Origin of the sequence: Desertivirga xinjiangensis, assembly GCF_024436435.1 — a bacterium.
Classification (GTDB): Bacteria; Bacteroidota; Bacteroidia; order Sphingobacteriales; family Sphingobacteriaceae; genus Desertivirga; species Desertivirga xinjiangensis.
In genome coordinates, this window is sequence record NZ_JAFMZP010000002.1 from 749194 (window position 1) to 769920 (window position 20727).

19 protein-coding genes are annotated in these 20727 nt (G+C 43.1%); 13 read left to right on the forward strand and 6 right to left on the reverse strand.

Annotation, left to right across the window (positions count from 1 at the left end; genetic code table 11):
* Window positions 1-32: 32 nt before the first annotated feature.
* Window positions 33-5669 (reverse strand): alpha-2-macroglobulin family protein, encoded by a 5637-nt coding sequence (locus tag J3P37_RS08000; protein ID WP_256010574.1) that lies wholly within the window; start codon window positions 5667-5669, stop codon window positions 33-35.
* 198 nt (window positions 5670-5867) lie between these two features.
* Here J3P37_RS08000 and J3P37_RS08005 point away from each other — a divergent pair, with 198 nt between their 5' ends.
* On the forward strand, window positions 5868-6152 hold the full coding sequence (locus tag J3P37_RS08005) for a hypothetical protein (RefSeq protein WP_256010575.1): 285 nt from the start codon (window positions 5868-5870) through the stop codon (window positions 6150-6152).
* A gap of 144 nt (window positions 6153-6296) precedes the next feature.
* On the opposite strand, the gene J3P37_RS08010 is transcribed toward J3P37_RS08005, so the two are convergent.
* Complete coding sequence (locus tag J3P37_RS08010) at window positions 6297-7097, reverse strand: DUF4382 domain-containing protein (protein ID WP_256010576.1); 801 nt, start codon at window positions 7095-7097, stop codon at window positions 6297-6299.
* 29 nt (window positions 7098-7126) lie between these two features.
* Between J3P37_RS08010 and J3P37_RS08015 the strand changes: the two genes are divergently transcribed.
* From J3P37_RS08015 to J3P37_RS23095, 6 genes are all read left to right on the forward strand, one after another.
* Window positions 7127-7579, forward strand: coding sequence for a hypothetical protein (locus J3P37_RS08015; protein WP_256010577.1), 453 nt, complete (start codon window positions 7127-7129; stop codon window positions 7577-7579).
* Window positions 7580-7588: 9 nt separating this feature from the next.
* Window positions 7589-8464 carry a porin family protein gene (locus J3P37_RS08020; RefSeq protein ID WP_256010578.1) on the forward strand — a complete coding sequence of 292 codons (876 nt, stop codon included), beginning with the start codon at window positions 7589-7591 and terminating at the stop codon, window positions 8462-8464.
* A 6-nt stretch (window positions 8465-8470) separates the two neighbouring features.
* The gene (locus J3P37_RS08025; RefSeq protein ID WP_256010579.1) at window positions 8471-9145 is read left to right on the forward strand and encodes a response regulator transcription factor; all 675 of its coding nucleotides are present in this window, start codon (window positions 8471-8473) and stop codon (window positions 9143-9145) included.
* Between the two features lies 1 nt (window position 9146).
* Window positions 9147-10457: a sensor histidine kinase gene (locus tag J3P37_RS08030; RefSeq protein ID WP_256010580.1), complete on the forward strand. Its 1311-nt coding sequence runs from the start codon at window positions 9147-9149 to the stop codon at window positions 10455-10457.
* 46 nt (window positions 10458-10503) lie between these two features.
* On the forward strand, window positions 10504-10671 hold the full coding sequence (locus J3P37_RS08035) for a quinol oxidase subunit 4 (RefSeq protein ID WP_256010581.1): 168 nt from the start codon (window positions 10504-10506) through the stop codon (window positions 10669-10671).
* 245 nt (window positions 10672-10916) lie between these two features.
* Window positions 10917-11306 (forward strand): mannonate dehydratase, encoded by a 390-nt coding sequence (locus tag J3P37_RS23095; RefSeq protein ID WP_369414060.1) that lies wholly within the window; start codon window positions 10917-10919, stop codon window positions 11304-11306.
* Between the two features lie 87 nt (window positions 11307-11393).
* Here J3P37_RS23095 and J3P37_RS08040 read toward each other — a convergent pair whose 3' ends face one another.
* Together J3P37_RS08040 and J3P37_RS08045 are read right to left on the reverse strand one after the other, a co-directional pair.
* Entirely contained in the window at window positions 11394-11642 is a 249-nt protein-coding gene (locus J3P37_RS08040) for a hypothetical protein (protein ID WP_256010582.1), read from the reverse strand.
* A gap of 28 nt (window positions 11643-11670) precedes the next feature.
* A complete protein-coding gene (locus J3P37_RS08045; RefSeq protein WP_256010583.1) occupies window positions 11671-12366 on the reverse strand; it encodes a DUF3291 domain-containing protein in 696 nt (231 codons plus the stop codon).
* A 113-nt stretch (window positions 12367-12479) separates the two neighbouring features.
* On the opposite strand from J3P37_RS08045, the gene J3P37_RS08050 reads away from it, so the two are divergent.
* The 6 genes from J3P37_RS08050 to J3P37_RS08075 all read left to right on the forward strand — a co-directional run bounded on the left by J3P37_RS08050 (window position 12480) and on the right by J3P37_RS08075 (window position 18053).
* Window positions 12480-12671, forward strand: coding sequence for a hypothetical protein (locus J3P37_RS08050; RefSeq protein WP_256010584.1), 192 nt, complete (start codon window positions 12480-12482; stop codon window positions 12669-12671).
* A gap of 185 nt (window positions 12672-12856) precedes the next feature.
* Window positions 12857-14164 (forward strand): ammonium transporter, encoded by a 1308-nt coding sequence (locus tag J3P37_RS08055; RefSeq protein ID WP_256010585.1) that lies wholly within the window; start codon window positions 12857-12859, stop codon window positions 14162-14164.
* Between the two features lie 130 nt (window positions 14165-14294).
* Window positions 14295-14864, forward strand: coding sequence for a superoxide dismutase family protein (locus tag J3P37_RS08060; RefSeq protein WP_256010587.1), 570 nt, complete (start codon window positions 14295-14297; stop codon window positions 14862-14864).
* A 210-nt stretch (window positions 14865-15074) separates the two neighbouring features.
* Entirely contained in the window at window positions 15075-16544 is a 1470-nt protein-coding gene (gene guaB / locus J3P37_RS08065) for an IMP dehydrogenase (protein ID WP_256010588.1), read from the forward strand.
* Between the two features lie 184 nt (window positions 16545-16728).
* Window positions 16729-17334, forward strand: a complete 606-nt coding sequence (locus J3P37_RS08070; RefSeq protein WP_256010589.1) for a hypothetical protein — start codon at window positions 16729-16731, stop codon at window positions 17332-17334.
* Window positions 17334-18053 carry a DUF3307 domain-containing protein gene (locus J3P37_RS08075; protein ID WP_256010590.1) on the forward strand — a complete coding sequence of 240 codons (720 nt, stop codon included), beginning with the start codon at window positions 17334-17336 and terminating at the stop codon, window positions 18051-18053. The genes J3P37_RS08070 and J3P37_RS08075 overlap by 1 nt, the downstream gene beginning before the upstream one ends.
* A 74-nt stretch (window positions 18054-18127) precedes the next feature.
* On the opposite strand, the gene J3P37_RS08080 is transcribed toward J3P37_RS08075, so the two are convergent.
* Window positions 18128-18856, reverse strand: coding sequence for a polyprenol monophosphomannose synthase (locus J3P37_RS08080; protein WP_256010591.1), 729 nt, complete (start codon window positions 18854-18856; stop codon window positions 18128-18130).
* Between the two features lie 96 nt (window positions 18857-18952).
* On the reverse strand, window positions 18953-20713 hold the full coding sequence (locus J3P37_RS08085) for a peptide MFS transporter (protein ID WP_256010592.1): 1761 nt from the start codon (window positions 20711-20713) through the stop codon (window positions 18953-18955).
* Window positions 20714-20727: the final 14 nt, after the last annotated feature.

Consider the following 20727-nt stretch of genomic DNA (forward strand, 5'->3'; position numbering starts at 1 on the left):
AAAGAATTCTTTCAGAATTGCCGTGAGCTCCCTCATTTTCCCGCAACACTTTGCGGTTCAGGAAGCGGACTAACTACCTCAACCCATTTCCCCGGTACCGTAGCGCTGATCTCTGCATTATACATCCCTTCACAATGAGTAGGAGGCAGGTAATACCGGCCAGTATAAGAAGCATTCAGTAACACGAAATAAGTAAGCTCCTTACCTTCGGCCAGTCCGAAATAGGTGTTTACCCGGTCGTCCCTGATATCCCTGTAATCCGCAGGTGAGGACTTAAATATCGCCTCATTGTCCATCAGCCGGGTATTGATAATCTCCCATCCTGAAGGGAACAGCTGGCTTAATGCAAGGTTATCATACCGCCCGCGTTTGCCCGGATTCGAGATATTCACCTGCGCTATAAAGTCGGTGCCCTGCACAATCCTTGCCGGGTCGATCAGTTGCCCTGCAAGCGAAAAGTATCCCACACGCATACTTAAAATATCCGGATTTCCTGCCGGAATATCTTCCTGACCAATAGATGGCTTACCCCTGAGCACTAACCTTACGAACAAACGGTTCTTGCCTTTATTACTTAGCATAGCCACATTCTTTAATCCCGATAAAGCTAGCTGCGATTGCCATACATAGGCGTTTTGATCGATAGTTCCTCCCGCCTTGTTGACGCGATAACTGAACTGCAGCTTTTTCCCGGCCGTACTCGCTCCGCAATATTTAGCAATGGCGATCAGCGCATACGCGGTCGACTGGGTGCTATACCAGTTATCTTGGGACAACCTCGCCGAAATGCTCCGCATTAAGCCCTCAGCCTGCTTTTTCTGGTTAAGAAGTGTCAAAGTTTCAAGGATCATCGATTCATCACGCAGATCAGAACCAAAGGTACCGTAGGATTGCTTGTAAGGTTTTACATCCAGTGATAAACCCCTGATCAACTGCATCGCAATTCCTGCCTGTCCGGCAAGCCTATAGGCAGCCGCCAGACGCCACTTAGCAGCAGGAGAGAGGTACTTAAACTCCCTTAGCCTGTTCATTGCACCCAATTCGGGCAATTTCGCCAGTGCCAGCAGGTACAAACGGTAGGCCTGTAAAAGATCAGCGCCATAAAAATTCAGGGTCGAGGGCGCCCAGGATACCGCTTTGTTCTTCTGAAACTTCTTCCACTGCGTTAAATACCCAGGTGGAAGCGAAAACCCGTTCGATTCAGCTTCCAGCATAAAATGCCCTGTGTAATTAGTGCTCCACTCATCAGCTTCCTTAGCGCCCGGCCAGTAAGCCATGCCGCCATCAGGCAGCTGGTAACCGTTCAGCCGGGCAATGGCTGTTTTGATATTCCTTTCGGCAAGCGCTTTTCTGGCCTCAGATAGCTCGGTAAGCTTTTGAAGATATAGTTGCGGGAAAGCAGCAGAAGTGATCTGCTCCACGCAACCATGAGGATATTGGATAAGATAGTTTAATCGTTTATCCAGATTGATGGGGGCTACCGACGAAACCTCAAGCGTCCCGCTGTTGGTGCCCGCTGTACCGAAAGCCGCGAATGGAACTTGTACAGAGGCTCCCGGTTCGAGGGTCTTCTCTATAACTCTTGTGATCGTTGGATTAGGATTTCGCACGTCGAGCTCTATGTCAAACTCAGAACTTTCTTTGCCGCTTTTCGCGATGACCTTCAACTTTCCTATACCAGATAAGTTCCGGGTTACGAGATCCAGGTACACCAGCTGATCGCCAGGTTTACTGAAGGCAACAGAGGTTCGGTTACCCTGAGGGAAGCTGAACATATTCGATCTCAGTTCAAGGCTTACGTTTTTCACCGAGCTATTCATCGCAAAGACCGTTATTGGTAAGCGAACCTGCTCACCAGGACTTAAAACCCGTGGCAGTGTAGCCAGCACCATCAAAGGCTTTTTGACCTTTATCATTTTCTCTGCAAAGCCGTAGGCCGATTTATGCCCGGCAATCACCATAGCTCTCAGCGAACCCACATATTGCGGTAGTTTAAAACGATGCGTTTGTTTGCCGCCATCCGAAGTAAAGGGACCCATAAATTTCACAACAGGTTTAAACCTGTTCGCACTTGGGTTTTTACCGCCTTTTCCGGATTGCCTGTCACCCCCGATACTTAGAATTCTCTGCAGATCGCCGCCGTACGCGCCAATCACATAATCAAACAGGTCCCAGGTTTTTACGCCTAATCCTTCCCGGGCATAAAACGCAGCATGCGGATCAGGGGTAGGGAAGTTGGTGATATCCAGCAACCCCTCATCGACCAGAGCAATAGTATAGGTCATTTTTTTGCCGGATGCTTCAGATACGGTGATACTGGCATTGGTTTCCGGCCGGATCTCATCAGCCATAGAAATGACAGGTTTCAACAGGGTCCCAGGATCTTCTATTTCCAAAGGTATTATTCCGTACATCCTGATCGGCAGGTCGTTAGCTGTTTGCGAATGAGGCTGAAGGAGAGTGACATTCACGAAGACGTTAGGGCTCATCTCTTTCTCAGCCCTGAACCTGAACTGTGTTTGTCCTTTTTTCGCTTCTATCCAAAAAGTTTTAATTACCCCGCTTCCGTTCTCAATGCTGATGAGTGCACGACCCGCATTTCCAGTTGGTATCGTAAGGGCAATTTCCTCACCTACATTGTAGTTATCCTTATTTGCCGTAAACGACAGCATAGCAGCCTCGCTAGGATTTTCAGTCTGCATCCGCTCAGCCCAGTTTGGCCAGTCAATGTAAACGATCTTGCCTGTCGAGTGGCCTGTTTCCGGATCCCTTATGCGGATCAGATAACGTCCCCATTCGGGTTCGTCAACACGGAGGTTCCACTTACCGCGGCCATTGTTCAGCGACACAGAGGCCGTCTGAATCAGTTTATTGTATTCGTCCTGGGTAAAATTGCTTACAGCGCTTTCATCTTCATCCCACCACCATTGCCACTTCATTTTATACAGTTCGATCTCCACCTGGCGACTTCCGCCCCTGAGTCGTCCGGCTGCGTCTACAGCCACAATGTCGATAGGATGGTTGACACCCGTAACCAGCATCTCCGAGAAACCCTTTCCTTCGGGACTGCGAAGACCGACATAACCATTGTAAACATGGTAAGGCATAGAAACCTGGTTAATGCTGAAGTTGCCGCCCGGCTCAAACACCTTGACCATAAAATTAGCATTCAAGCGCCCCGGAGCCTGTTCTTCCACATTTATATTGGTATTCACAGCGGCAATACCGTTCTCATTCAGCTTTCCGTCGAAGACAGTTTGCAGCTGTGAACTGAACTTCCTTACTGGATCGTCAAATATGAACTGTTCAAAACCTTTGAAATTAGTTTTTTCCGGCGAAACGTAAGCATCTACCTTCGCATTAAGATTCCGGCCTGCACCACCAAACAACCACTCCGCTTTTAATAGCCCCCTGGCACTTTGAGATTTCGACAAATACGCCTGCTTAGCAAAGGACAGGTTTATCTTTAGCCTGTTAGGCATGACCGTCTCTATACGGATCCTTTTTTCAAATACGGCGCCGCCAGCTTTTATCCGGGCAGTCCAGTTGCCCGTTTGAGAGGACTGCTCCGTAGCCGTTCTGAACGTGTAAAAATTATCGACTGATCTGTTCAGGCTGATCCGTTTAAACAGTTGTCCCTGGGGCGTATATAACTCCAGGTCTACGGGATGTCCAACCGGGAGTTTGTTCTGACTGTCATCAAGAATAAAAGAGATAAATAAAGAATCGCCCGGCCGCCATACGCCTCGTTCTGCATAAATAAATCCTTTCAAACCCTTCTGCAACTGCTCGCCGCCAACATCAAAACGGCTTAAAGGAAGAGAGCTTCCGTCATCAAGTTTCAGATAAGCCCTTTCATCGCCCTTTTTTGCCACCAGGAGGTACGGTTTACGTTTCAAGCTTAATTGGGCCAGGCCGTCATTTCCCGAATTGGTGCTGGCTAATACCTGCTGCTGGTAGTCGAGCAATTCCAATTTCACTCCTCCAAGAGGTTCAGCAGACAGAATATCGGTTACGGCGATCAGCAGATTGTTGCTGCTGCCGCGTTTTGCTATAAGCCCAATGTTAGAAGCCAGGACATTTCGCGAAGCCCAGCGTTCCCGGTTGTAATACGATTTGCTGCATGGATTATTTCTTTCTTCCCAGTTATAGCCGTAAGGATAATAATTATCATAGCGACCCCAGAACTCATCGTCCTCATCAATATTGGCCCTATAACCACCATATTCATCATTTTGCTGATCTTCTTCAGATTCGTTGCCAGCTCCACTATTCTCTGCTCCTTTGCAGGTATATACACTATACGCAGGCCTGAAACCAATGGTGATACGATAGATCGCTCCAGGTTCGGTCCGGATAAGTTTATCGATATCCAGCATAAAGCGGTTCTTTTTATGAAGGTTCAGGCTTTTATCCTCATCCAGACGGATAGTGGCCTGTTTGATCGGTTTGGCCACCTGCCTCAGTAGATTTTCACCATCGATGGTATTTTGCTGCAGGTACTGTGGGATGTTATTTTCATAGATCTTAATGATGGTAACATCCACTGCATTCAGGTTTGTCGCTTCAAAAGGCATCATCAATTTGCCTGAATGCGGCAGGATTACGCCCTTGCCAGGGATACTCACCGAAGGTTCTGTATTTTCGAAATGCACATTAGCCGAGAAGGAGCGGGGCAGCTTTTTACTCTCAAAGTTCTCTATACCTTCATTAACAAATGTCGAGTAGTTTCCGTTCAAACGCTCACCTGGATATAATTTTACTTCGCTGCCGTTGATGGTGTAAGCAGGCATGGGCAAGGTACGTATACCGAGTAGGCCGGTAAGATCCTGTCCGATACGGATGGGATCAGAAAACAATACTGAGATATACTGTTCTCTATCCTGTACCGGACGAAGCTCCAGTACTTTGAACTGCCCTGCAGCCGGTACCATTACTTCTTTTGTACCTTCTCCATCTGCATTAATAGGAGCACCGTCAAAGCTTAGCAGAAGTTTTTTATCATTTGGATAACGGGTGATGTTATTTACGGTAAAAGTGTGTGTACGCGCTTCGTTGTTATGTTCCCAACTGATCCTGACCTTCCCATCATAGCTAAGCTGCAGCATCTTTTCGATATTGCTGCTTTCCTCCGTATCGGCGGTAATGATCCTTCCGCTTAGTTTCATAATGGCTGCAGCGTTTGCCGAAGCCGAGCGCAAGCCAAGGGTTTCGATAGAAAAATCAGGCTTTATCGTAGTAAAACCAAAATTGAAAACCCTCAGGTTTTCAGGGATCTCCATAATCTCCGAAAGATTAAGGGTGGCAGTATATTCTTTATCTGGCACCAAAGCTTGTTCCGGACGAAACTCAATGGTCCGGGAATCCAACCAATAAGCCTTCCCCTTGATCTCCGGTGAAAATTCAAACAGCTCGCCGGACGCGGGCTCATTGGTCGAGTGCAGTGTTCTTACATCTGTCGCTAGCCTTACCTTAATTGTACTACCCCGCGAGATTATACCCGTAGTATAACTTTCAACATAACCGCTGTAGATTTCATAGTTGCTCTGCGCAATCTTTTTTTCCCGGGAACTATGGTAAAAGATAGCAATTATTGCCATTAAAAACAGCAGGATTACGGCCAAGTTACTGCCGTGTCTGGCGAGAACGGATTTTTCAGGAGAACTCATTGCTTTGGGTTAATTACTGGAAAAGTAGGAAGTTTTTTTATGGGAAAAAAATATATAGATCGGATGGAGAGATTATGAATGAACTACCTGTCTTACCAGTCATTCCAGTAAGCTAGCGAACGTGAGTTGCCTGTGCCACTTTTCACGACGACAATAGTTACCAGCTTGAACTGCTGCATAACAAAGGTTTTCTGGTAAATGGAAACTAGTATTTCCAAGCTTGATGTGCTTCCTTCATATGAAGATAATAAGATCTCCCTTGAAAAACGGGCAAGGTCATACCTGCATGTAAATTACGCCCATTGTCATAGTCCTCAAGGGGTTGCTTCCGATCAAACCCTTTCTCTTGACTACCGAACGCCTTTAGGCTCATCAGGACTGATGTTGCATCAACAGGCTATGCCCGTACGAATGAAGGTGATGGGAGAATATCATATGCCCAAGCTCGGCACAACGGTCCCGGATAGGGAAGGATTGAGTTGATAGAAAGGTATCTCAACAGCTTACGGTGACACTCTGTTGCTAAAGGGAATAATTTCAATCCAATGAGGTTATTACTTCAAATTTACAAGGTGTTTTTGATTCGACCATACAGGATTATACTTTTTCAAGTCTTTCTTTCAGCACTTAGTATTGTTTTAAGACTATTGTTTCCATTGAGGTTTTTTGACCCAGGGCTAAAGATACATTGGTGACTGTACTGTCCTTATATCCCTCAAGAGGAACAAATTTCACAGAATAGTTTCCGGCTGCTAGTCCGCCAATCGTGAACCTGCCTGTTAAAAGATCAGCTACTGTACCAACGGTATCCTTTCCTGCAATGACAAGTACTTCCGGGTGGCTTGATAAAGGCAGCACAGTCCCTGAGATTAACCCGGTGGTGGCGGCCGTGATACCCCTGACTACGGGTTTTAACAGGTATTTTCCGTTGCCGGTACTTACAATCGATTTTGCAGCATCAAAGTCGAGCAGCAGCGAGTAGGTGGCTCCTGGAACTAAGGTCGGATTGGCGGTCAGTTTGACTTTCCATCCTGACGATTGTCCGCTTGGCGTACTCAGCGCAGATTCAACGCCGTCTACTACAATAGTGTTTTCGGAATTATTTAGAACGAGCCTGATCTCCGTAATGTCGCCGCCTGGCATTTCGCCCGAAGCGACTAATATGTCGGGATTACTGGTTCCCATCCTAAAGTCAAGGATATTAAACCTTGGGACGGTTGCAGTAAATACATAAGGTTTACCTCCTGATACCAGGACTATCTCTTTTACACTTAGATTGATCTTCTCAAAGTTTCCCGGTGCATCAGTCATCCTGATTTGAACCCTGGAAGTTCCTGAAAAAGATGTTTCATTATTTTTTTGGCAAGCGGTGAAGGTGCTGATCCCTAGCACCGCTGCAACTGTAAAGTATAAGAATTTCTTTTGCATAAATTGTCGATTTAAAGTGAGACTCAAAAGTGCTTTCAGAACATGAAATGATGGTGATGTTTAAGATTTATTTTTCGACAAAACTTCATGTGAATTTCATGTGGGCCGCCGAATTTTGTAGGAACCGTCGCGGTCTCCAATACAAATGTTATTTTTGCAGCATGGGCAGCTCGTTCATTTTCAAAGCATGTTTAATATTCCTATCGATCCAGAAGGTTTCAATACCTTCTTTGGCTGCTCAACCTTTGATGTTTGCATTTAACGTGACAGAGCAACAAGAAAAAAAAGAACTGGACGAGAAAAAGCAGGAGGATAAAAAAACACAAAAGAAAGATAAGCAGGAGCCCAAAGCGGATGCTAAGAAACCAGATATAAAAGAGGTGCCCAAGGCTAGAAGACAGTCGCGACCAAAAGTGGTTACTAAGCCTGATGTGAAAGTCAAGCCTGTCAAAATTAGCCGGCCTAAAATTAAAAAACCTTAATGTTAATAGATGAAATCTACATTCCTTCTGTTAATCACATTTCTGGGTTCGCTGCAATTATGGGCGCAACAGGACACTATAAGTAAAAAAACGACCCTTACTGCGGCCATAGTATACAATAGTGATGTGAGTTATTATGGTCAGTCTACGAATGAGGAAATGCCTTATATTCTGCTGAATGCTACATTAAGGCTTCCGGCTGGCGTTTACTTTTCTGCCGGATCTTACAAGCTGTTCAACTACGGCTCAGGCATTTCGGCAGCCGACCTCGGACTGGGTTTTGACTACGATATTAACGATCAACTTAGTTTTGGCCTTGGTTATTCGCGTTCTTTTTTTCCCTCAAATTCGCCATTATTACAGGCGTCCAATGAAAATAATCTTAATTTTTCAGCTACATATACCTCACTTTTCTTTAAAACTGACTTAAATGCCGATTATGCTTTTGGTCAGCAAAGCGATGTCTTTTTAAGCCTGGACACTTCCAGGGAGGTTATTTTAGGCAATTTTTTTAGCGATAAAAATGAATTCTATATAGAACCGGCAATAGAAATAGTGGCTGGCAGCAGATCTTTTTACCAGACATACACCATTGCCAAAGGAAAACGTGACAAGGAAAAAGGCAAAGGCCTTAAGTCTCCTGGTAACTCTGGCAATTCTGGTAATTCAGGCAAGTCAGGATCATCTGCAGCAGAAAGTACTATTACCAGGGAATCCAGGGACTTCAATCTTTTGTCTTACAATTTTAAATTGCCCCTTAGCCTTAGCAGGGCCAATTACATTACAGAATTGAGTTATCAATTTTCAGTATTGGGCCGTAAGGCGGAAGAAGAACTAAAAAAGCAGCAATCCTATTTTGGGCTTGCATTTTACTACCAGTTTTAAAGTGCTATGAAAGTATTAATTATTGAGGACGAAAAAACACTGGCTTATGAAATGGAAGCCTTTCTGAAAAAAAGCTTTTATGTATGCGACCTTGCGCACAGCTTCAGATCGGGGGTAGAACAACTAGAACTGAATCAGTATGATTTTGTTTTAATCGATCTGAGCCTGCCAGATGGCGATGGTCTGGACGTTTTAAAACATGCAAAGAAGAGTAATCCTGGCGCCGCTTATATTATCATTACAGCGCGAACTAACTTGAAAGACAGGGTAAGCGGACTTGACCTGGGGGCCGATGATTACCTTGCAAAGCCTTTTTATCTGTTAGAGCTTCAGTCGAGGATGCAAGCTATAGCCCGTCGTAAGTTCAATATCACGGAGGAGGCGATTTCGATTGGTGAATTCCAGGTAGACATCCAAAACAGGTTGGTCACTTGTGATGGGCAGTCAATTGAATTCTCCCGAAAGGAATTTGATCTTCTAAGTTATCTTTTGCTGCACAAGAATCGTGTACTTACTCGTGCACAGCTTAGTGAGCACATTTGGGGAACGTTTGTGAATGATGATTATGACTCGAATTATATCGATGCACATATCAAAAATATTCGCAAAAAGCTAAATGCCTGCGGAAGTACCGAATGGCTGGAAACTGTAAGAGGGGTAGGTTACCGAATTAGAAAGTGATATGAAGCTGTCTACCAAACTCACGCTTTTTATTACCGGGTCTAAGTTGGTCATCGTGCTGCTTTTTGTGGCGGCCTTGCCTATACTTGTAAAGGAGATAGCCTCGCAGTACACCAATTATACATTGAAACAGCAACGTTCGAAGGTATTGTCTATTGTAAAAAAAAATGGCCTGGATTATTACCTGCAGGGTGAGGAAAACTATGGCAGCTACACCTTACTGAAAGAAGAGTTCATCGCTTTTCTTCCGGTGAAAACCGGATTTAGTTTAGATACGATTAAGGATGCTCAACGACTGATTGAAGGTGATACTTTAAGTTACCGAGTGCTTAGCCATACCTTCAAAAACAAGCAGAAAACCTATTTGCTTGAAATTGGTAAAACAACCGCAAGTATCCACCAGTATAATAAGCCCTTGCAGCGTTTCGCCTTATATGTACTCATTACCTTAATTGTGATGACAGTGCTGATTGATCTCACCTTTATACGGCTTATTCTTAGACCTCTCGGAAGTATCATCAAGACAAGGCTTGTAAACAGGGTGTTTCCATTTGATGTGGAACAAAAGCGAATTCAAACCAACACAACAGATTTCAAATACCTGGATGAATCACTCCTGCTTTTGATGGACCAGATCAATGAGGCCTTTTATAAAGAGCGTGAATTTACTTCGAATGCTTCTCATGAGCTGATGACGCCCATCAGTATTTTACAGAACAAGCTGGAAAATTTTCTGGCTGAGGAAGGTTTAGATGCTAATCAGTCTGTCGCCGTAGTGGAAATGATGAAGACGGTTGACCGGTTGAAGAAGATCACTAGTTCCTTATTGCTCATCTCCCGGATTGAAAATGAACAATATATCAGGAAGGAAGAGCTGAGGCCTATGGAGTTATTTCAGGAAATTGTCGACGAGATCAGGCACCGGCTGGAAGAGAAGAACATCAGCATTTCCCTCGATATTTCCCCAGACGCTCTTCTTAAGGATGTAAACAGAAATCTTCTATTCCAATTATTTTTCAACCTGATTCATAATGCTATCAAATTCAACCGGCAGGATGGCAGGATTTTTATCAAAGGAGGAAGATCGAATGATGGCAAGTATTACATACATATAAGTGATACTGGAATTGGAATCCCCAAGGAGGACCTCCCTTTTATTTTCGACCGCTTTATGAAAACCAATCTTGCTGCCCAGGTTGGGTATGGGTTGGGACTCGCTATTGTAAAAAGCATCGCGATCTATCATCGAATCCAAATAACAGCGGAATCCGAACCTGGGAAGGGTACGACTTTTAAGTTGAGGTTTAATTAGCGCATTTGAGATTTAATAAATTTGGTTAGTACAAATAAAAATGATTATGAAAATTATAAACGTATTGGTAGCAGCGCTACTTGTGGCTTTTCTTGGTTCTTGTTACCCTACTCAGACCGCTGGCAATAGTGGGAAACGGCCGCCTGGGCAGGTAAAAAAGGCTACTGGTTCAAAATCGGCAAAGCCTTATGCTCCTGGTCAGCGGAAGAAGTAAGAAGAAGTAAATAAAAGCAGTTTATAAGCGATACAACTAAACAGGGTAAATGACTTGCAGTTCAAGTTGTTTACCCAGCTTAGAACGATACTTACAAGCGGAGTGTTGTTAAGGACTTCACCGTGATATTGCTGAATGAAGCATCGATTCTTTCCCCCTGAAGGATATGCCCCAATTGTTATTCTTCTATAAAACCATTAGGAAGGAAATCACCAGATATATTATTTGGACCTTTTCCTGCTGGAATGACACCTAGCACTTCCAGATACTTTGCCGCAAACGTAGTTAAAAGTAAGGTACCTCCCTTAGAACGAAAAGAAGCAGTTCACCAATCATCCTTTCAACGGCATTCAGCAAAATGCTACTTTCAAAAATTTACTTATTCGGAAAAATGTATTTTGCAGCAAAATGTGTTAAGGTCTGTGCAGTCTGATACGGAAACTACGCTCGAAGATTTAAAGTTTAGAATACAAGAATATAGGTCGTTGTCGAGTGAGCAGTTGACCATTAATTTAGGGTGGTTTAAAAGAAACGTGAAGCCTCTTGCAGATTCACTAACGATCAAATTAAATCTTAATTCAGACAATCCGTATAGCAATTTACTGGGTTTGCCTGCAGTAAATTTAGTTGGGTAAGTCTATGCTGGCGTGCTTAGGCAAGAGGTCCTGAAACAAGTTCAGGATGACGAAGAAACGGTGTTGAGTATATATAACAATTGCCTGTTATACCTCATGTCTTTGATAAGCCAGATGGAAATCATTGTTCATGCTTTTAAATCTCCCGACCACAGTTGCAATAAACTCTTCATCGAGTAATTGAAAAACTCCGTCAAGGCCTCCTGTAACGTCCATTTCAGAGAGCTTAAAAGTTTGCTCCAGAACACCTTGTTCAAATTTGATAACGAACTTCATGTTCATGGAAAATATGGTGATTTTGCAATCGGGGCGCGGTAGTTCTGCTACAACTCTCATAGTTAATACTTTCTAATCTTTATATTTTTTAAATTTTTCCTTCCAAAGGATTGATGCCGTTTATGGTCCCTGTGCAGGAGAGAGTTTTGAACCGAGCAAACAACTCTTCGCTGTACCAGTTTTCCTGCCGTGTCTTTTTAATTACCTCGGTATGCTCTTTTGAACCATAGGCGAATGCTTTTACAGAATCAGTATTTTCCCATAAAGAAAAGGTTGCCTGCCTGTAATAGGGGGCTTCTCCAATACCGAAGGAAGTGATATAGCCTGGTGAAGTATGCATTAAGCGGCTTACCTTGTCAACATTTTGCCAAAAGTTTTTAAGGCGGTTAAGCCGGATCGTTGCTCTTGTCAGTACTGCAACTGGCCCGTTTAATTCCGTAGATTCCGTTGAATCGAAAGGCTCTTTGTTGTCCCATTTTCCACGGCTTGCTACCGGAATACAGAGTATGGTAAATGTCTCATTGCAAAATTTCTTCCACCAGCCAGATATAAATGAGTGCTTTTGAAATTTGTTAAACTCATCTTGGTTGTTCCATACCGCAAGTAAGGCCCATTGCTGTAGATCAGGTTTAATGCTAAACGATCCGTTTTTGCCGCAGCCCATCAATTTCCAAAACTTGCAAGCCGGATTCAGCCATAACGGAAGCCTGTGGATTGCCATGGCTAAAAAAGCAAGCGGAATGAGAGCTTTTTTATAACGGACAATAGTGAGCGATAGAAGCATTTGGCGATAGTAGAAAAAAAATGTGATAACAGCAATAAATACGTTTCTATGTCTGAAAACAATCTAAAGTAACACAAGTTAATTAGTGATTGCTTAAATGTTATACTATATATATGTCAGGAGATTTTTTCACCGTGTTAATTGATAATAAACCTACAAGGTTTGAGAAAAAGAGAGTAGTCGCCATTGAACCGTATGAGTTTGGTGCCAAAATTACTATTGAGGCTTCGCATACAGAGGAAGAACCTATTCTCTATTTTACATCTGAATCGTATGAAGAGGTTGTTAGGTCTTATTCTTCGTAGGTTTTGATGTATTTTTTCTTGATTCCGTTAGTTTTCGCCTGCGTGTTTTTTTGGTTTCTTGAATAATTGATACAATTTTACGTGTTTTTACTACAATATATGATTGTTTTTTTAGTTAATCGTTGTTTTTGTGGTAATATTTTGTCATTTTTATATTTTATATAGAGAAAACATAATTTTTAAACATGAAAAAAGTATTACCTTTTGTTTTATTACTGGTAGCCGTGGTTTTGGCTCTTGTTTTTCCCTCTGTTGAGCCGGTAACTGTGGCTGATGCTACTTTCGACACTGGAGATACCGCATGGATGTTAGTTTCCACTGCATTGGTATTATTAATGACTCCTGGCTTAGCTTATTTTTACGGGGGGATGGTGCGGAAAAAAAATGTTATTTCCACCATGCTGCAGAGTCTTGTCTGTATGGGGCTGATCACGGTTCTTTGGGTGATCTTTGGTTTCAGCCTTGCATTTGGTGAAGATATTGGCGGATTAATTGGAAATCCGGCAACTTTCTTTATGATGAAAGGAATGCTTGGAAATCAGGCCTGGCCGCTGGCTCCCACTATACCATTAGTATTGTTTGCGATGTTCCAGTTAAAATTTGCAGTAATTACTCCTGCTCTAATCACTGGTGCATTTGCAGAACGGATCAGGTTCAATTCATATCTAATTTTCTTGTGCTTGTTTATGATCGTAATCTATGTTCCCCTTGCTCATGCTACATGGCATCCTGAGGGGATTTTATTCCAAAAAGGTGTACTTGATTTTGCGGGAGGAACAGTTGTACATATGTCTGCAGGCTGGGCGGCTTTAGCTTCGGCACTGTTTTTAAAGAAACGTACTACGCCTGCACATACACCTGCAAGGGTTTCTTATGTGATCCTTGGAACCGGCTTACTATGGTTCGGTTGGTTTGGTTTTAATGCAGGATCAGCGGTAGGAGCGGGCGCATTAGCCGCCACGGCCCTGGCTACTACAACTACAGCTTCTGCTGCTGCAGCTATGGCCTGGATTTTCTTTGATATATTCCGGGGAAAGAAACCTTCAGCAATGGGTGCCTGTATAGGTGCTGTGGTGGGTTTGGTTGCGATTACCCCAGCCGCAGGTTTTGTTACTGTTCCCCATTCTTTGGTAATAGGTGTTGTTGCGGCCGTGATCAGTAACCTGGTTGTTTTATGGCGTACACGCACCAATATTGACGATACACTTGATGTATTTCCTTGCCACGGTGTAGGCGGTATGGTAGGTATGCTGTTAACTGGTGTGTTTGCTCATCAGAATGTGAATGCCGGTAACACTACAGGAAACGGTCTTTTTTATGGCGAAACTAAATTGTTTTTAACTCATTTGGTTGCACTTGTGGTGGTTTCTGTATTTGCCTTTGTTGGTTCGTATATACTCCTGGTTATTACCAATGCCATTAGTCCTCTTAGGGTGAGTGCGGAAGATGAAGAAGCCGGACTTGACCTTAGTCAGCATGATGAAGAACTGTAGTTTTGCGATTCTGTAATCCTAAATCCATGATTAATGGAAAAACCCGCTTACGTGGGTTTTTTTGTTGCCAGTGTTGTTTTATTTTTAAACTTTTGGGGAGGAATATTTTTCTCATTAAAAAGATCAACCGATGTTATCAAAATTTAGTAGTAAACATTTTGCAGCAGTTGCATTGACTGTAAGTATGCTCAGTTTTTCTTGTTCAAGTTTAAAAGGAGGCGCTAAAAAGGAAGCAAAAGCTAATATAGCTTCAACTAAGACAGGTGTTCCGGGAAGCGGAACCATTAGTTTTGTTCAGAAAGGATCGGAGGTAGAAATGAAGCTTGATATCAGTTTCCCTTCTAAAGCTAATAAGTCAGTCGCCGTCCATATTCATGAGCATGGTGATTGTGGCAATGAAGGTAATGCAGCTCACGGGCATTGGAATCCTACGAAAAGTAAACATGGCAAATGGGGTAGTGCCGAATTTCATTTGGGAGATATAGGCAACGTACAGCTTGATGCCTCCGGAAAAGGTTCACTTGAGATAAAAACAGACAAATGGTCTGTTGGTACTGGTGCAGATAATGATGTTACAGGAAAAGGTTTGATTGTTCATGATGGAGTGGACGACTATGTTACACAGCCTACAGGAAATGCCGGCTCGAGAATTGGTTGCGGTGTAATTGAGTTAGCTTCCAGCAGGGTAAATAGCCTGTAAACATTAGTTAAAAAACCTGTAAGTTTTTTGAAACTTACAGGTTTTTCCATTTTGTATGACCTGGTATTGCGCCAGTAATGCGTAGAAATGTAAATTAGATGTTAATTTTCGCGCTGCATGACTGCATATTAGCGATTGCTGCTTCAAACAACTTGTCAGGAAGGTCGAAAACAACTATCTTTGCCCGGCAAATAAGAAATTTTATTTGCCATGCATCTTGATCCCGAAAAATTCGTCGCAGAAGGTCTTACTTATGATGACGTTCTCCTAATCCCTGCTTATTCTGAAGTCCTGCCGCGCGATGTGAACACTCAATCGTATCTAACTAAAAAGATCCGTATCAATGTTCCTATTGTCTCGGCCGCTATGGACACCGTTACTGAAGCTGAACTGGCAATTGCCATTGCTCAGGCAGGAGGTATAGGGATTCTTCATAAGAACATGACCATTCAGCAACAAGCCGAGGAGGTGAGGAAAGTAAAACGCTCGGAAAGCGGAATGATTCAGGATCCGGTTACTCTTCATCAGAATGCGCTGGTTTCTGATGCATTTAAAATCATGCAGGAATATCGGATCGGTGGAATTCCGATTGTTGATTCTGAAAGCAAGCTGGTAGGTATATTAACAAACAGAGATCTTCGCTTTCAAAAAGATCTTAATCGCCCTCTTCATGAAGTGATGACTAAAGATAATTTGGTTACGGCTCCCAAAGGAACCGACCTGATTAAAGCTGAAGAGATCCTTCAGGATTATAAGATTGAAAAATTACCGGTGGTAGATGCAGATGGTAAGCTTATTGGTCTGATCACATTTAAAGATATTCAGAAATTTAAAAACTATCCTAAAGCATGCAAAGATGAGCATGGCCGTTTACGCGTAGGTGCTGCTGTTGGTGTTTTAGCCGAAAATATGGATCGTGTAGCTGCATTAGTTGCTGCCGGCGTTGATGTTGTGACTGTAGATACCGCTCATGGCCACTCTAAAGGAGTGATCGATATGGTAAAGGCGATTAAAAAAGTTTATCCCGATTTGCAGGTGATCGCCGGAAACATAGCTACTCCGGAGGCTGCAATAGCTTTGGCAGACGCTGGTGCTGATGCTGTTAAAGTAGGTATCGGGCCAGGTTCTATCTGTACAACCCGTATCATTGCGGGTGTTGGGGTGCCACAGCTGTATGCTGTTTATGAATGTGCTAAAGCTTTAAGAGGAAGAGGCGTGCCTGTGATTGCCGATGGCGGGATAAAACAAACCGGAGAGATTGTTAAAGCTATCGCTGCAGGTGCCAGCTCGATCATGGCCGGTTCTTTATTTGCCGGAGTTGAGGAATCGCCAGGCGAAACGATTATCTATGAGGGACGGAAATTCAAGTCTTACAGAGGTATGGGCTCTGTTGAAGCCATGGCGAAAGGATCAAAAGATCGTTACTTCCAGGATGAAACGGATGTGGTGACCAAATTAGTACCGGAAGGAATTGTTGGCAGGGTGCCTTATAAAGGAACTTTGGCAGAAGTTATCTTTCAGTATGTAGGCGGTTTACGTGCCGGTATGCATTATTGCGGTGCAGCCACCATTGAAGAGCTTCAAAACGCGCGTTTTGTTAAGATTACTGCTGCTGGCATGCGCGAGAGCCATCCTCACGATATCACTATTACTAAAGAAGCACCGAATTATACGAGATAGGTTGGGTTGATTGGTTGAATTTCGTTTAACGTTAAACCTTGTTGGGAAAGGGACATTATTGCACACACGAGTCGCGTGCCAAAGTTGGCTTATTATCCTTTATCGGCTAATGATCCGATATTGTCATTTATCGGGCAATCACCCGATATTTGTATTTATCGGCTAAAAGACCGATATTTATTGAATGATAAGTGTAATCACAGGAGATGTCATCAATTCGCGGCAGGCAAAGTCACCTCAAAGTTGGTTGCCGGTTTTAAAAGGCGCACTTTCCCGGAACAACATTTGGGAAATTTACCGGGGCGATAGTTTTCAGGCTGAAGATAGTCCTGAAGAAGCCCTGCTTAAAGCTATCTACATTAAAGCCAATATTAAAACCCTTAAAAATATCGATGTCCGTATTGCAATCGGCATCGGCTGTAAGGATTATAATGGCTCAAGTCCAGGCGAGTCAAACGGGCAGGCTTTTATATTATCAGGTGAAAAGTTCGAACTACTAAAAAAGGAGCGGCTTACTTTAGCGCTTCATAGCCCCTGGCCCGATCTTGATTATGAAATGAATATTGCTATCCGGCTTGCGCTGATAGCAATGGATAACTGGGGGCAAGTGGCAGCCGAAACGGTTAAGCTTGCTATTGAGCATCCTGAAGCTTCACAACAAGAGTTAGCTGAGATCTCCGGAAGATCGCAGTCCTCGGTAAGCGAGGCTTTAAAACGCGCCAGCTTCTCTGAAATAATGGAGCTGAATGATCTTTACCAAAAGAAACTAAACCTCTTTATCTCTGCCTGATGGATATATTCTTAATAAAACTGCTCATCGCACATTTTTTGGGGGATTTCTTTCTACAACCCGATTCCTGGGTTGTAGAAAAAGAAGCTAAGAAACTCAGGTCGCTGAAGTTGTACCTGCATGTGCTTATTCATGGAGGCTTGGTAATGTTATTACTTGCTGATCTGAACTATTGGCGTCAGGCGGTGGCAATCCTGGTGCTGCATGGGTTGATTGATACCGTAAAACTTCTTTTTCAGAGATCATCGACCAAAAGGACCTGGTTCTTTGCCGACCAGGTGTTGCACCTGATTTCCATCCTGGCAGTTTGGTATTTGAGCACGAATCCGGTTCTGAGTTTCGACTATTTGAGCAAAGAGGCTTTTTGGATAGCCGCCCTTGGAATATTATTCTTGTCCTACCCAACATCTCTTATCATTAAAACCCTCATCGCAAAATGGACTCCGAACTATTTGCCGACACAACCGGCGGGAAGTGTTGCATCCTTGCAAAGTGCAGGCAAATATATTGGAATGATGGAGCGTCTGCTGGTATTACTTTTTGTTTATACCAATCACTGGGAGGCCGTAGGTTTCTTGATAGCAGCGAAATCGATATTCAGGTTTGGCGATCTTAAAGAAGGAAATGATCTGAAATTAACAGAGTATATATTGATCGGCACTTTTTTAAGCTTTGGAATTGCGATTGTTGTGGGTATGGTGTGTGTGAATTTGGTATAATATCCTTTGCGAGGAATTAGTTTTTAGCACACGCGTGCCGGGTATGCCTAACTGTTCCTTTCACAAATCAATGTTTATTTATACTTCCGGAACCAACTTGTGATCTTCATTTGAATAACCCCTAAAAAGGCTTCTCTAAAGATCTTAGTGCTCATCTTGGAGGTACCCTCCGTTCTGTCGGTGAAGATGATGGGAACCTCAACTACCCTAAACCCATGTTGTATGGCAGTAAATTTCATTTCTATTTGAAATGCATACCCTACAAAACGGATTTTATTTAGGTTAATAGTGCTTAACACTTTTCGCCGATAGCATTTAAATCCGGCGGTGGCGTCCTGAATATTTATTCCTGTAATAAACCGAACATAAACTGATGCAAAATACGACATCAGTACCCTGTCCATGGGCCAGTTCACCACATTTACTCCTTTAATATACCTTGACCCAATAGCTACGTCGGCATCTGCTAAACAGGCTTCTCTCAAGCGTACCAGATCTTCGGGATTATGCGAAAAATCAGCATCCATCTCAAAGATAAATTCGTATGTATGTTGCAATGCCCATTGGAAACCATGGATATAAGCAGTGCCTAAACCAAGTTTGCCGCTGCGTTCCTCAATATGAAGCTTACCGGCAAACTCGCCCTGTAAGTGCTTAACTATGGAAGCTGTGCCGTCAGGAGAACCGTCATCAATAATAAGAATATGAAATGAATGAGTTAATGAAAATACCTTACGGATTATTTTTTCGATATTTTCCTTCTCATTATATGTAGGAATTATTACAAGACTGTCTGATAGCACGGAATATTATTAAGACAGCAAAAGTAAATTTAAAAAGTATAAAAGAAAACCCCGGGCAGATTTACCAGGGGTTAAATTATGTTAAAGTTTAAAAAACTAGTGGACTCCGTGCATTAGTTTCTTCAGAAGCGGTGTTAGCAGCATAATGAATATCCCCAATCCAACCGGGATGAGGGTGAAGATCAGGAAGAATGTCGACATCGAATATTGTGCGGTGATCTGATCGATCATACCACCCATAGTACCTGCAATTTTATTACCGATGGCTATCGCCAGATACCAGATCCCGAACATTATGGCGATCATTCGTCCTGGTACCAATTTGCTGACATACGACAAGCCAACCGGCGAAATGCATAATTCACCCATAGTATGAAAGAAGTAAGCCAGAACAAGCCAGATCATACTTACAGATGCCACTTTCGCTCCCTGAGGGATATCGGATGCGCCAAAGGCTAATACTGCAAAGCCTGTGCCCAGTAATATCATGCCAAATCCATTCTTAAACGTAGCAAATGGATTGTATTTACTTTCCCAAATCCTGGAAATAAGGGGAGCACAAGAGATGATGAACAAAGCATTTAATATCCCAAACCAGGTCGCGGGAACCTCAGCTTTAACATCATAATACTGGCTTTTTAGCATGTAGATCACCAGCACCCAGATAATAAGAAAGCCAGATGCTAATATAATGTTGCCGGTGGCAAATCTTTTAAAGGTGTTTAAGAACAACTTAAACAGCACATAAGTGATAATGACTAAGGGGATAACCGTAATAAGCGTGTTTACAATATTAAAAACTAATTTATAATTCCCTTCCAGTACTCTTGCGGTATAATCTTTGGCAAAGATGGTCATTGAACCTCCAGCCTGCTCAAAACTTGCCCAGAAAAATATGGTGATAAATGCCAGGATGATCACGGCGATCATTTTGTCTCGCAACACCGGTGTGTATTGTGATATCCTTTTTATCAGGATAAAAATAAAGAGCGCCAACGCAAGCACAATGGCAAAATTGTCACCGCTTACTCCGGCTACCGAAAAGTTAAAAACATTCAGGGATGTAATTTTAGAAACCGGATCATTTATCACCCAAACAAGACCTATAACAGAGATCAGGGCTATGAGAACCAGATCAAACTTTGAAAAAGGGTTACGTTGTGCTTCATCAGGGTGCTCGATTTCTTTTGATTCAGTATTATTAACCGGCTTTAAGCCAATGTCGCCAAAGATGTTTTGGGTGAAATAGAACTGAAGCATTCCAACAAACATAAATATACCAGCTAATCCAAAGCCGTAGGTCCATCCCCAATCCGGGCTTTCTCCAATGTATCCGCAAAGGAGCATACCTAAGAAGGCTCCTGAATTTACTCCCATGTAGAAGATGGTATACGCACCATCTTTCTTTTCAGGATGGTTTTTGTACATCTGTGACAAAACAGAGGTCATGTTAGGTTTGAAGAAACCATTGCCCAGCACTAATAATCCTAGGCCTATGTACATAAATATGGGGTTGAATTCTAAAGCCATGGAGGCATGCCCGCAGGTCATAAGAAATGCGCCGACAATAACTGCCCAGCGGTATCCTATTATCCTGTCGGCAATATAGCCTCCCAGGATAGGCGTTAGGTAGGCCAGGGACGTGTATGATCCATAAATGGCAAGAGCGTTCTCCCGCGGCCAACCCCAACCTGGATTGTCGCCAAACATAGATGAAGTCAAAAATATAACAAGCAGCGCCCGCATTCCATAATATGAGAAGCGTTCCCACATCTCTGTAAAGAAAAGGACAAATAATCCTTCAGGGTGTCCGAGTACCGTGGATTTAAAAAAGTTATCAGTGGTGTGTGTCGACATATTTTAGTTTAATC